Here is a 14007-nt window from a genome sequence, read left to right on the forward strand (position 1 = left end):
TGTGCATAATAACGGTTTTGTTATGAACTTAATCAGGCTAAATTTAATTCGATATACGCCATAAATAGTGCTCTTAATTATCAGTGAATTGTCTCGTAAAACCTCGAAATCCATCATATCTATATGTTTTAAAATAACTTTATTTATATTCGAACATGATTATAAATAGTATTCATTTATGCGCTTGCCTGTATGCTTTTTTCAGTGTAGTGTTTGATAAAGTGAACAACCTGTTAAGGCTTGTTTCGATAAAACAGCTCTTATAAACATAATAAAAACGAAATTATAACGAGAAAGGTGATTTATGTCGGATGAAGGACTTGCTGTCATTGGGGTGACGTCGTGCAATCAAGAATTAGGCTTACATCCTTTTAATGTCGTAGGTGAAAAGTATCTATTAGCCATTGCCGATGCGACAAAAGCTTGGCCATTGGTGATACCTTCACTTGGACATTGTCCAGCAGAGTCTATTCTCCCTCGACTCGACGGCGTGTTATTTACTGGTTCGCCATCCAATATCGAACCACATCATTTTCAGGGCCAACCCAGTGCAGCGGGGACAGACCATGATCCTAAGCGAGATGCGACCACACTCCCTTTACTCAAAGCGGCCATTGATGCAGGTGTGCCTGTGTTGGCTATCTGCCGCGGTTTTCAAGAGATGAATGTGGTTTATGGTGGCACTTTGCACCAAAAACTACATGAATTGGATGGTTATATTGAACATAGAGAAGATAAAACTAAGCCTGTAGAAGTGCAATATGGGATCTCCCATGAGGTACAGATAGAACCTGGAGGCTTGCTCCACGAGGCGTGGGGTCGTAGCTCCGCAGAGGTGAACTCTGTGCATACTCAAGGCGTTGACCGCCTGGGTGTAGGGTTACGACCAGAAGCTTTCGCGTCAGATGGTTTAGTAGAGGCTTTCTCTATTAACAATGCTAAAAATTTCGCATTAGGCGTGCAGTGGCATCCAGAATGGAGGGTGCTTGATAACCCTTTTTATACCTCCATTTTTAAGTTATTCAGTGATGCCTGCGTACGTCGTGCAAGAAACCGAGTGAGATAAAATGAAGAAGTTAACTGCTTATTTAAAAGAGCATAAAATTACCGAAGTTGAGTGTGTGATCAGTGACATGACTGGTATCGCCCGTGGCAAAATTGCCCCTGTTGGCAAGTTTATCGACGAGAAAGGCATGAGAATGCCCGAGAGTGTGCTGCTGCAAACCGTTACCGGTGATTATGTTGAAGATGAGCCCTACGATGAGCTACTGGACGAGGCTGATATCGATTTCATCTGTGTACCCGATGAGAATGCCGTGTTTATGTTGCCGTGGACCATCGAAGCGACAGCCCAAGTCATTCACGACACGTTCGACAAGATGGGTAATCCTATTGAGCTTTCACCACGTAATGTGTTGAAAAAAGTGCTTAAGCTTTATGAAGAGAAAGATTGGAAGCCCGTTGTTGCACCAGAGATGGAGTTTTATCTGACCCGCAGAAATGCAGATCCAGATCAGGCGCTGATCCCACCAGTTGGTCGCAGCGGACGTCAAGAGTCAGGCCGTCAATCTTTCTCTATTGATGCCGCCAATGAATATGATCCGCTTTTTGAAGATATGTACGATTGGTGCGAAATTCAGGGACTCGATATTGATACCTTGATCCATGAAGAGGGCACGGCCCAGATGGAGATTAACTTCAGCCATGGCGATGCGTTATCACTGGCTGATCAGGTGTTTGTGTTTAAACGTACCTTACGTGAAGCGGCGCTTAAGCATGATATCTGTGCCACCTTTATGGCTAAGCCTGTGGCTGATGAGCCGGGCAGTGCCATGCATCTGCACCAGAGCATTGTTAATACTAAAACAGGTAAGAGTATTTTCTCACAGGAAGATGGCACTAAGAGTCCGCTGTTTTTCAGTTTTATTGGTGGTCTGCAAAAATACATCCCTGAATTCCTTCCTCTATTAGCCCCCAATGTAAATTCATTCAGACGTTTTCTGCCGGGAACATCAGCACCCATTAATCTCGAATGGGGCGAAGAGAACCGCACTTGTGGACTTCGAATTCCAGAGTCTTCGCCACAAAACCTCCGCATTGAAAACCGTATCGCCGGTGCTGATTCCAACAGCTATTTAGCGATAGCGGCCAGTCTGTTGGCTGGGTATATCGGCATGGTCGATGATGTTAAACCATCAACAGAAGTGAAAGGCAGAGCGAACGAGACACGTCAAAGTATTAGCTTACCGCTGACACTTGAGGAAGCTTTAGCTGTGATGGCTGAAAGTTCCGCTTGTAATGAGTACTTGGGTGAAGCCTTTACCAAAGGTTACATCGCTGTAAAACAGGCTGACTTGGCCAGTTATAAGCGAGTGATTAGCTCATGGGAGCGTCAGTTCCTACTGCTAACAGTATAACGATTTAGTTGCCTGGTTAGGTATCGTCCAGCCAGGCAAAGATTGACTGTGTGAACTATCGATGCGGTTTTACAGGTGTAGCATTGGTATAAAACCGGCTTGACCGGATAACAATGACTGACAACAGTTTTTGACTGTTGCTACGCTAAATTTAGGAGATAGCATGAAGCTTTTAAAAAAAATAACTACGTTAGCTTTAATTGGTGCCGGAGTATTGGCGAGCACGAATGTAATGGCTGAAGAGGTGGTTAGAGTTTATAACTGGTCTGATTATATTGCCGAAGACACTTTAGCAAATTTTGAAAAAGAGACCGGTATTCGTGTTGTTTACGATGTATTTGATAGTAATGAAGTGGTTGAGGCTAAGTTGTTGTCGGGTCGTTCAGGTTATGACTTAGTTGTACCCTCGAATAATTTTCTGGCTAAGCAGATTAAGGCGGGTGCCTTTCAAAAGCTGGATGTGGCTAAGTTAACCAATCATAAGAACTTGAAAGCTGAGTTGATGAAACAGCTCGAAGCTGCCGATCCGGGGAATGAATATTCTGTGCCTTATTTATGGGGTACAACTGGCATTGGTTACAACGAAGGCAAGGTAAAAGAGATATTGGGTGAAGATGCGCCTACCGATTCGCTGGAGTTATTGTTTAACCCCAAATATGCTGAAAAACTGTCTAAGTGTGGCTTGACCATGCTCGACTCTGCCGATGAGATGCTGCCTATGGCGCTGGTTTATCTCGGACTCGATCCAAACAGCAATAAGAAAGATGATTATAAAAAAGCCGGTGAAGTACTGGATAAGGTACGTCCCTTCGTGACCTACTTCCACTCATCACGTTATATCACTGATCTTGCCAATGGCGATGTCTGTGTTGCATTTGGATACTCAGGCGATGTATTCCAAGCTGCTGCGCGCGCCGAAGAAGCGGGTAATGGTCAGGTAATTAGTTATTCGATTCCAAAAGAGGGCGCTAACCTTTGGTTCGACATGTTGGCAATCCCTGCCGATGCGGCGAATGTTGGCAATGCTCACACCTTTATTAACTACATTCTGCGTCCAGAAGTGATAGCGCCTATTACGGATTACGTTGCTTACGCTAACCCGAATACCGCAGCAGAACCTCTTGTTGATAAAGAGATCCTCAATGATCCCTCCATCTACCCTACGGCAGAAGTACTTGAGCGACTCTATGTTGCAGAAGTACGCCCGATGAAAGCTCAACGCGCCATGACACGTGTTTGGACCAAAGTTAAGTCAGGTTACTAACCGCTTAAGTGGGGCAAGACCTCTTGCCCCTGTTCGACCTTTTACCTGATCTGTATTAAATGCCGAAGATGCCTTAAAGATAAGGCACCTTTAGTGGAGAAGTATTATGGCTAGCACCTTAAGCGTCCCGAATAAACCGACAACAAAGACGCAGAAAAAAGTCCTGCTTAAGATAGAGCGGGTGAGTAAGTTATTTGATGAAGTTCGTGCGGTAGACGATGTGTCTTTGAACATACATCAAGGGGAAATATTTGCCCTGTTAGGAGGTTCCGGTTCTGGAAAATCCACCTTGCTGCGTATGTTGGCAGGTTTTGATAAGCCCTCTGAAGGCCGCATCTATCTCGACGGCGTCGACATTACCGATATGCCGCCACACGAGCGACCGATTAACATGATGTTTCAATCCTATGCGCTGTTTCCCCATATGTCAGTGGAGCAGAATATCGCCTTTGGATTGAAGCAAGATAAGTTACCTAAAGATGAAATTACCACCCGTGTTAACGAGATGCTTAAGCTGGTGCATATGGAGGAGTACGCTAAGCGTAAACCTGCTCAGTTATCTGGTGGTCAGCGTCAACGTGTGGCGTTGGCGAGATCGTTGGCGAAACGTCCAAAACTCTTATTGCTCGATGAGCCGATGGGCGCATTGGATAAAAAGTTAAGAACTCAAATGCAACTTGAGGTGGTGGATATACTCGAAGCCGTTGGAGTGACGTGTGTCATGGTGACCCATGATCAAGAGGAAGCCATGACCATGGCTGAGCGTATCTCGATTATGAATGAGGGCTGGATAGCGCAAACGGGTTCTCCGATGGACATCTATGAGAGTCCTTCATCACGAATGGTGGCGGAGTTTATTGGTTCGGTAAACTTGTTTGAGGGTGAAATTGTCGTCGACAAAGCCGACCATGCGATTATTAAAGCGCCGAATCTGGATCAGCAATTCTATATCGGACATGGTGTGTCAACCAATGTAGAAGATAAAACAGTGTGGCTGGCAGTGAGACCTGAAAAAGCCCGTATTACTCGTGAACAGCCAGAAGGTGAGTACAACTGGTGCCAAGGTGTGGTTGAAGATATCGCCTATTTAGGCGGGATTTCTGTTTACTATATTCGCCTAACCAATGGTCAAGTTATCCAATCGGTGATGACCAACAGTGATAGACGTTCAGATCCTCCCACGTGGGAAGATAAGGTCTTCATCAGTTGGGAGGCCACCAGTGGAGTGGTCCTCAGATCATAGGAGGGCATGTTATGAAAAAGCCATTAACGTTTAAACTGCCCAAAGGGCAATGCTGGACCATAGGCGTTCCCTATTTCTGGCTACTACTCTTCTTCGTACTGCCATTTGTTATTGTTTTAAAAATCAGTCTATCAACCGCTGCCATCTCCATTCCCCCTTATGATTCCTTAGTCAGCTATGCCGATGAATCGCTGAATATTCTGTTGAATTTAGGCAACTACCTGCTTGTTTTCGACGACTCGCTGTATCTATATGCTTATCTTGGCTCATTGAAGATGGCGTGTATTACCACCATTGGTTGCCTGTTGATTGGATACCCGATGGCATATGCCATTGCCAGAGCGCCGAAGGAGAAGCAAACTTTACTGATTTTGTTGGTGATGTTGCCCTCATGGACGTCGTTTCTGATCCGAGTGTATGCCTGGATGGGGATCTTGAGTAACAATGGTGTGATCAACAATGTCTTGATGTGGCTGGGGGTGATCTCTGAGCCTATTCAGATGCTCAATACCAATTTTGCCGTCTATATCGGCATTATCTATACCTACCTTCCTTTTATGATTTTGCCGCTATATGCAACCTTATCACAGCTGGATGTGAGTCTGCTTGAGGCTGCATCGGATCTGGGCTCTCGTTCGCTCAATACCTTTTGGAAGGTCACGTTACCTCTGTCTAAAGGTGGGGTTATCGCAGGCTCTATGTTGGTGTTTATTCCGGTAGTGGGAGAGTTTGTTATTCCTGAACTGCTTGGTGGACCCGATTCTCTGATGATAGGTAAAGTCTTGTGGCAAGAGTTCTTTAATAATCGAGATTGGCCAGTGGCATCTGCGCTCGCAATTGTGATGCTAGGTTTGTTGATTATTCCAATTACCCTGTTCCATCGCTACCAATCTAGAAGTATGGAGAAAGACGCATGAGTAACAGATTAACGAAAATGAGCTTTTCTACCATCATGCTCTGGGCGGGGATGTTTTTCCTCTATGTGCCGATGTTCATCTTAGTGTTCTACTCCTTTAACGAGTCGAAACTGGTGACGGTTTGGGGCGGTTTCTCACCTAAATGGTACGGTGAACTGTTCCGAGATCAACAGATTTTAGATGCAGTATGGACCAGCTTACGGGTCGCTTTTTTTGCATCAACCATGGCGGTGATATTGGGCACGATGGCGGCATTCGTGATGACACGATTTAAGCGCTCATGGGGCAAAATGACGCTCTCGAATATGATCACCGCACCTTTGGTCATGCCAGAAGTCATTACAGGTCTTTCATTACTCTTGCTGTTCGTTCATATGGCCGATCTGTTTGGTTGGCCTGCTGAGCGTGGCATGTTAACGGTGTGGATAGCCCATTCGACCTTCTGTTCGGCATATGTTGCCGTGGTGGTGTCGGCTAGGCTGCGTGAACTCGATAGATCAATTGAGGAGGCGGCGCAAGATTTAGGCGCAACTCCACTAAAGACATTTTTCTACATCACAGTGCCGATGATCACCCCTTCACTGCTGGCGGGTTGGTTACTCTCATTTAGCTTATCGCTAGACGATCTGGTGATCGCAAGCTTCGCTTCAGGCCCTGGGGCGACAACCTTGCCTATGGTGGTGTTCTCCTCTGTACGAATGGGCGTTTCACCTAAGATAAATGCCTTGGCGACACTGATCATTCTGACGGTCTCCTTGATAGCCTTTATTTCATGGTATTTTGCAAGGCGCAGTGATAAAAAGAGTTTAGTGCCGGCGATGTAAGGTTTTGATATTTAAAAATAAGAAGGTGCATTAAGCGATGGTGGCTGAGTGCTTCTTTTTCAATCCCCATACTAGGCAATGTACTTAGTGTGGGGGCCAACAAACACAATGAAAGTAGGTAAAGGTTATGACAAGCATACCTCATGCAGATTCCTATTATGCGGCATCGGCTAATGACAAAGTAGAGCGGGCTCAACTCGTCGATAATATCGAATCGGACGTGTGTATTATCGGTGCTGGTTACACTGGCCTATCCACTGCACTGCACCTGCTAGAGCTGGGCTTTAGCGTGACAATACTGGAGGCAGCACGTATCGGGTGGGGCGCTTCAGGACGTAACGGCGGGCAGATCGTTAACAGTTTTAGTCGTGATATAGATTCGATTGAAAAAACCGTCGGCAAAGAGAAAGGCAAGCTATTTGGTGAGATGGCATTCGAAGGTTCTCGCATCATTAAAGAATTAATTAATAAGCACAACATACAATGCGACTTAAAAGATGGTGGCGTGTTTGCAGCGTTAAACCCTAAACAGATGGGGCATCTTGAAGCGCAAAAAATCCTGTGGGAAAAGCATGGTCACATGGGCCACCTTGAGCTGCTGGACGCTAAAGGGATCCGCTCTGTTGTGGGCTCTGAGCAATACATTGGTGGTTTATTAGATAAAAGCGGTGGTCACATTCATCCGCTGAATCTGGCCTTGGGGGAAGCGGCTGCGGTTGAGTCCATGGGCGGGGTGATCTATGAAGACTCGGCGGTTATTCGCGTCGAACAAGGAGATAATCCGGTTATCCATACCGCAAAAGGGTCGGTGAAGGCTAAATTTGTGGTGGTCGCGGGCAATGCCTATCTCAATGGCTTGATGCCGGAGCTGCAAGCTAAGTCTATGCCCTGTGGTACTCAAGTTCTCACAACTGAGCCATTGAGTGACGAATTAGCCAACAGTTTACTGCCGCAGGACTACTGTGTTGAGGATTGTAACTACCTGCTGGACTACTTTAGGTTGTCCGGCGACAAGCGCCTTATCTATGGCGGCGGCGTGGTTTACGGCGCTCGGAATCCTGCCGACATTGAAGCGATTATTCGCCCAAAGATGTTAGCCACCTTTCCTCAGCTTAAGGATGTGAAGATAGATTTTACGTGGACGGGTAACTTTTTGCTGACGCTGTCTCGTTTGCCTCAGGTAGGGCGTATCGGCGATAACATATACTACTCTCAAGGCTGTAGTGGTCATGGTGTGACCTACACGCATCTGGCTGGCAAGATATTAGCTGAAGCGATAAATGGTCAGGCGACTCGATTCGATCTGTTTGCTGGTTTGCCACATTATCCTTTCCCTGGTGGGCATATGTTTAAGATACCTTTCAGTGCCATCGGTGCTTGGTATTACACTATGCGGGATAAACTTGGGATCTAATATTTTCATTCATTTAATACCAGTTCCATTAAATGAGTGATCAATTCAGAGCCGCTCAGGCTTTTCAATTCAAGGCACATTGATGAAGAAATGGTTATTCCCTTTTAAGTTAATGTAAAGCAGAAGTGGAATGCCTGAGAGGCTCACGTAGTGCGGGTTTCAAAGCCCTTTATGCTACGTTAGAGGCTTTTGATATAGAATAACTATTAGCTTCAAGCCTCCGTCTTGCCTACAGGGCTTTGAACTCCCGCTGAAAGATCACATTATTAATGGAATTGGTATAACCACTTCGATATTGAGTTGAGGTGGTTAAATTCATCGGTTTATTCTTGTTATTAAATTCTAGTAGTAACGAGAATAAATCGTGCTGATGTGGGGAGGGAACAGTTAAAAAATTAGAGAGAAAATTTATCACTTCCTTGTGATGTAAATATGTCATTAGCGCCGAAAAGAACAGACCCTATTTCCTGTAACATAAAAATGAGGTAACAAATAAATACCTCAAGACCTCTAGCAGAACTCAATTTGTATGGTGTAACGTGCGCCTAAACGGAATATTGATGTTTTTTAACCTTGTTGTTCTGCGTATTTTGTTTTTATCAACTCTTCTTATCTTCTTACTAAGTCTTGTTTTATCAAACCTGACTTGTAAGCGCTTACATTTAAGTTAAGGTAATTTTTACTCACAGTCAACATAAAGGTGACAATCAGATGTGAATTGGCTTAACGATTACTGATTATTTTTTACAGAATCCCGCAGAATTAATTGAGGGGTAAAAGTGTTCACAATGTTGATATCAGGCTTCTTGTAGACATTTTTTAATACCCAAAGCGCGGCCATTTTGCCCATCTCTTGAATGGGGTTACTGACCGTCGAAAGTTTAGGTGAGATATATTTAGGAAACGGAAAGTTGTCATAGCCGATAAATGAAAGCTGCTCTGGCACCATCACATGGTGCTCAAGACTGACAGAAATAGCGCCTGAGGCCATCTGGTCATTAGCACAAATAACACAGGTAAAATGTGTATCCTGTTTAAGCAAATATTCCATGGCATCACTGCCGCTTGGCTCAAAGAAATTACCTTCATAAAAAAGCGTGTCATCAAAGTTGACATCATGTTCCGCTAAGGCTTTTTTATGGCCTTCTAAGCGTTCTCTGGCGTCGGGTTTAAGCAGTGGTCCTGCAATATACGCTAACTTTGTATGCCCGTGGGATAGCACATGTTTTGTGGCAAGGTAACCGCCCAAGACATTATTGAGATGGATGCACCTGTCTGCTATTTCACTGATATATCGATTAATCAATACGATAGGCGTGCGCTTTTGACTGAGGGCAATGAGGTAATCATCCGATAGCGCTTCAACATCTAAGATAAGTGCATCACAGCCTCTATCAAGCAGAAACTCTACCGCCTCCCTCTCCTGATCTTCATCACTGTGGCCAGCTGCGATAATCACATGCTTGTTTGCATTACGTAGGGCTGATTCAATCTCTGTCATCATGGCCCCGTAGAAAGGCCCATTAAGTTGAGAGACTAAAACACCAATACTGTTTGAACAGTTAGAAGCAAGTGATTGGGCGATGGAGCTAGGGCGATAACCCAGCTGTTCCATGGCGTCTTGTACTTTTTTCTTTGTCTTTTCACTGACATTGGTGTTCTTATTCATCACCCTAGAAACTGTCGCTAGGGAAACTCCTGCCAATATAGAGACATCATATATGGTGGCCATTTTTTCCTTTTTTACCCTGATTAAAGCCTGTTTTAGCAGGTTAACATGCTTTTATTTTTCTATTCTATTTAATTCGAGGTGAATCTTGTCAACCATCTGATTATTAAGAGTATATTTACGCATAACGATGGCGACTAAAATGGAGCACATTGCAGGTAAAACGGTAAAAGACAATAAAATGCCATCAAGGGTTTCTGGTGTCTGAACCGCATCGGCTTGGTATCCATAGCCTGAGAGTAACCAACCCGCCGCAGCGCCACCGACAGCAACCCCTAGTTTTATGAAGAATATGATAGAGGAGTAGATGACTCCGGTGATCCGCACTCCCTGCTTATATTCCCCGTAGTCAACGGTATCGGCCATTTTTGCCCATAATAGTGGGGTGGCCATATTGATGGTAAATCCCCAAAGAACATACATAGTGAAGGCTAGTATGACTTGGTCACTGGGAACAAAGTACGCGGCTAAACACAAGGCGGCTGAGATAAGTTGCAGCGCGATATAGGCGTTTACTTTACAGACTCGTTTGGCTAACGGTTGTGCCAACATGCAGCCAAAAATATTGCCTACCATGCCTAACGTGATAAAGAGAGTGATCATATCAGGCATTTTCAGAAAGTACTTTACGTAGTAAATGGCAAGGCTAGATTTAAGTACCAAACCTGTTAACAGAAATACCGCAGCAAGGGACAACACCCGCCATTGGTCATTCTGCATCAGGTAACCTAAGTCTTGTTTGAAGCTGGAGTTATGGGGACGTGTGGGGTTCAATCTCTCTTTGGTATTCCAAAAACAGATTAAAAACATCGCTACGCCTAAGATGCTCATCGCGGTAATGGTGAGTTGGTAGCCTTTTGCTTGATCGCCTTGCCCAAGAAACTCAACCAACGGCAGGGTTAATCCAGACACTAATAGTCCGCCTAACATCGCAAACACAAAACGATAAGATTGTATTGAGACTCGCTCTTTAGGATCGGTGGTGAGTACGGCGCCTAATGCACAATAGGGGATGTTAATGGCGGTATAAACCATCATCAAAGCGGTATAGGTCACGAAGGCGTAAATCATTTTTCCCTGTTCGGAAAGATCAGGTGTGGTAAAGGCCAATACACTAAAAATACCAAAGGGGAGGGCAAACCAAAGTAGGTAGGGCCTAAATTTGCCATATCGTGTTTGGGTTCTATCGGTTAGGGCGCCCATTAAAGGGTCAGTAATGGCATCGATAAGACGCACAGCCAAGAACATGGTGCCGACAAAAGCGGGAGGGATACCAAAAATATCAGTGTAGAAAAAAGTTAAAAACAACATCACTGTCTGAAACACGATATTACTGGCGGTGTCGCCTAACCCATAGGCAACTTTCTCTTTAACACTGATCATCATAAACCCTTATTGATATTTTTAATTACTCGTATGACGAGCTGAAATGAAGTCTCGATAAGCTAATCCACTGGCTTTAATCGTACGAACTTGAGTGTCGTAATCCACATAGACCAGTCCGAAACGCTTCAAATAGCCTTCAGCCCATTCAAAGTTGTCCATTAAACTCCATGCGAAATAACCCTGAATATTCACACCAGCCTCGATTGCTTGATCTAATGCTTCAAGATGACCCTGATAATATTGGATCCGATTGATGTCATTTACGGCTCCATCTATGAGCTTATCGGCCATAGCGGCGCCATTCTCGGTAATGTAAATGGGAGGCAATTGGTATTGTTGGTTGAGTGAAATAAGTAAATCAGTGAATGCTTGAGGGTATATTTCCCAGCCTATGTCAGTCTTGGGAACATCCTGTACTGGGAGCGTTTCAAAACCTTGTTCGGGGCAGTGCTGGTAAACATTACGGGTGTAAAAGTTAACCCCTAAATAATCCAGTGGTTGAAGCAGGATATCGAAATCCCCCTTGAGAACGATAGGCTTGTCTTCGTCTCTCAAGCTGTTAATCGCATCAGGGTAACGCCCCTCAAGTAGCGGTTTGATATACCATTGATTAAAGTACTCATCGGCAAATGATGCCGCTGCTTTATCTGCTGCAGAGTCAGTTAAAGGATAGCAAGGGGTAAAGTTTAGTACGATACCATTTAGACTGTTCGGGGCATTTTTTTGCAGTACTTGCATAGCAAGTCCATGGGCGAGCAAGAGATGATGCGCAGACTGTCTACCGTAGGATTTTTGTTTTAGTCCCGGGGCATGAACGCCTGTTTCATAGCCTAAATATGAGCTGCAAAATGGCTCATTAAGCGTGGCGTATGAATACACTCTATCACCAAAAATTAGACTGACTTTGTCGGCATAATCCTGAAAAAGGTAGGCCGTTTGTCGGTTTAACCAACCGCCATTATCTTCAATAAATTGTGGTAAATCCCAATGGTAGAGTGTGACAAAGGCTTTAATTTTGCTCTGTTTGAGTGCATCAAGTAGCTGAATATAAAAATCTATTCCTTCGGCATTGATGCTGCCATCTTGATTTATCACTCGTCCCCACGAGATAGACAGTCGATAGGCATCCACCTTGAGTGATTTAATCAACTCTATATCTTCTTGCCAAAGCCTAAAATGGTCACAGGCGACTTTGCCATCCGAGGCATCACGGATTTTGCCCTGTGTTGCACAGAAGGTGTCCCAAATACTCGGGAGCTGCAAATTAGCACTTCCTTCTATTTGAAATGAAGCAGTTGCCACACCGTAAGTGAATTCGCTGTTGTTGAGTTTTGAATGTTTTGGTAAAGATAGTTTCATATAATCAATCACTTATTTTTCGTTTTAATTTATCACTTCAAGTGTAGAGTCTGTTATTTTTGTATAAAGTATGCGATTGTTAATCGTTATTAGCAAAACGTGTTGACTTTGGTTATCGTAATGTTAACAATGAAAGCGCTTACATTGAGACTAATGACTTCTCTAGGAAAGGTCAATTTTTTGATTAGGATAATTTATTGTCCGGCTCAATTTGTCAGGGAATGATGGCTTACTAATAAATTAATACGAACTAGATAGTGGTGGAGTAGAGCATGACCAGTACAACAACTTTGAATGAACAATCATCTGAGAGCGTACATCAGCGAGGTGATTTTCGGTTTGCATTAGTGGCGTTAACGTCACTGTTTTTCATGTGGGGGTTTATCACTTGTCTCAATGATATTCTCATTCCCTATTTGAAAAACATGTTTGATCTTAATTACACCCAAGCGATGTTGGTGCAATTTTGTTTTTTTGGTGCTTACTTTATTGTTTCGATCCCTGCGGGTCATCTCGTGGGTAAAATCGGTTACCAGAAAGGCATTGTGACGGGACTTGCCATTGCGTGTTTAGGCTGTTTACTTTTTTATCCATCAGCCAGCCTTGCATCATATTGGATGTTTTTAGTCGCCTTTTTCGTGTTGGCGTCTGGGATCACCATACTGCAAGTGGCGGCTAATCCCTATGTGAGTGTACTTGGTCCTGCTAAGACGGCTTCATCTCGTTTAACTTTAACTCAGGCATTTAACTCATTAGGCACCACAGTCGCGCCATTTTTTGGCAGCTGGTTAATTCTATCTACATCAAAGCAGGGTGAGGCAACATCAGAAGTGCTCAACGATGCAGTGCATCAAGCGAGCACGGTTCAAGTCCCTTATCTTATTCTGGCTGGCACATTGTGCTTAATCGCGGTGCTGTTTTTATGGTTAAAGCTTCCCTTGCTCGGCATTAAAAGCGCGGCAACATCCGAGCTTCATCAGTCTGGTTCTCGTAGCGCATGGCATTACCCACACTTAGTACTCGGTGCGGTGGGGATTTTTGTGTATGTGGGCGCTGAAGTATCAATCGGCAGTTTTCTGATCAGCTTTTTAGGTCAGGAAGATATAGCTGGGCTGAGTCACGCTGATGCTGCGCATTACATCGCCTATTATTTTGGCGGGGCTATGCTGGGTCGATTTTTTGGTGCTGCTGTGATGCAGAAAATTAAAGCGGGCAAGGTACTGGCATTCAATGCGATATGCGCATGTATTCTCGTGGTGTTGGTGATTTTCAGTAGTGGCAGCTTAGCCATGTGGGCACTACTGTTAGTGGGTTTATGCAACTCGATTATGTTCGTGCGACGTGAAGTCGTATGAAGCGCTGTTCACCGCTTTGAGTGAACCATCTGTATCACCAGATGACCCTATGGCTCTGAATAAAGTAGCGAGCCAGACAATGTAACGAAATTTGGTTTT

The 14007-nt window shown here is 44.4% G+C and carries 11 protein-coding genes; 8 read left to right on the plus strand and 3 right to left on the minus strand.

Annotation, left to right across the window (positions count from 1 at the left end; all coding sequences use genetic code 11):
- Positions 1-304 precede the first annotated feature (304 nt).
- The 7 genes from FN961_RS20210 (at position 305) to FN961_RS20240 (ending at position 8079) form a co-directional block, all read left to right on the plus strand.
- The gene (locus FN961_RS20210; protein WP_144041978.1) at positions 305-1066 is read left to right on the plus strand and encodes a gamma-glutamyl-gamma-aminobutyrate hydrolase family protein; all 762 of its coding nucleotides are present in this window, start codon (positions 305-307) and stop codon (positions 1064-1066) included.
- Between the two features lies 1 nt (position 1067).
- Positions 1068-2417, plus strand: coding sequence for a glutamine synthetase family protein (locus tag FN961_RS20215; RefSeq protein ID WP_144041979.1), 1350 nt, complete (start codon positions 1068-1070; stop codon positions 2415-2417).
- A gap of 163 nt (positions 2418-2580) precedes the next feature.
- Positions 2581-3681 carry a polyamine ABC transporter substrate-binding protein gene (locus FN961_RS20220; RefSeq protein WP_144041980.1) on the plus strand — a complete coding sequence of 367 codons (1101 nt, stop codon included), beginning with the start codon at positions 2581-2583 and terminating at the stop codon, positions 3679-3681.
- 106 nt (positions 3682-3787) lie between these two features.
- Positions 3788-4924 carry a polyamine ABC transporter ATP-binding protein gene (gene potA / locus FN961_RS20225; protein WP_144041981.1) on the plus strand — a complete coding sequence of 379 codons (1137 nt, stop codon included), beginning with the start codon at positions 3788-3790 and terminating at the stop codon, positions 4922-4924.
- An 11-nt stretch (positions 4925-4935) separates the two neighbouring features.
- A complete protein-coding gene (locus tag FN961_RS20230) occupies positions 4936-5841 on the plus strand; it encodes an ABC transporter permease subunit (RefSeq protein ID WP_144041982.1) in 906 nt (301 codons plus the stop codon).
- A complete protein-coding gene (locus FN961_RS20235) occupies positions 5838-6665 on the plus strand; it encodes an ABC transporter permease subunit (RefSeq protein ID WP_144041983.1) in 828 nt (275 codons plus the stop codon). Before FN961_RS20230 ends, FN961_RS20235 begins: the two co-directional genes overlap by 4 nt.
- 127 nt (positions 6666-6792) lie before the next feature.
- Positions 6793-8079 (plus strand): NAD(P)/FAD-dependent oxidoreductase, encoded by a 1287-nt coding sequence (locus FN961_RS20240; RefSeq protein ID WP_144041984.1) that lies wholly within the window; start codon positions 6793-6795, stop codon positions 8077-8079.
- Positions 8080-8809: 730 nt separating this feature from the next.
- Here FN961_RS20240 and FN961_RS20245 read toward each other — a convergent pair.
- Genes FN961_RS20245 through FN961_RS20255 form a run of 3 tightly spaced genes read right to left on the minus strand, consistent with a single transcriptional unit; the run spans position 8810 to position 12553 of the window.
- Positions 8810-9811 (minus strand): LacI family DNA-binding transcriptional regulator, encoded by a 1002-nt coding sequence (locus tag FN961_RS20245; protein ID WP_144041985.1) that lies wholly within the window; start codon positions 9809-9811, stop codon positions 8810-8812.
- Between the two features lie 51 nt (positions 9812-9862).
- Positions 9863-11191: a glycoside-pentoside-hexuronide (GPH):cation symporter gene (locus tag FN961_RS20250; protein ID WP_144041990.1), complete on the minus strand. Its 1329-nt coding sequence runs from the start codon at positions 11189-11191 to the stop codon at positions 9863-9865.
- Between the two features lie 21 nt (positions 11192-11212).
- The gene (locus FN961_RS20255) at positions 11213-12553 is read right to left on the minus strand and encodes a GH1 family beta-glucosidase (protein WP_144041986.1); all 1341 of its coding nucleotides are present in this window, start codon (positions 12551-12553) and stop codon (positions 11213-11215) included.
- Between the two features lie 272 nt (positions 12554-12825).
- Between FN961_RS20255 and FN961_RS20260 the strand changes: the two genes are divergently transcribed.
- Positions 12826-13908, plus strand: a complete 1083-nt coding sequence (locus FN961_RS20260) for a sugar MFS transporter (RefSeq protein WP_229814750.1) — start codon at positions 12826-12828, stop codon at positions 13906-13908.
- The last annotated feature ends 99 nt before the right edge of the window (positions 13909-14007 follow it).

This window comes from Shewanella hanedai, from assembly GCF_007197645.1.
GTDB lineage: Bacteria > Pseudomonadota > Gammaproteobacteria > Enterobacterales > Shewanellaceae > Shewanella > Shewanella hanedai.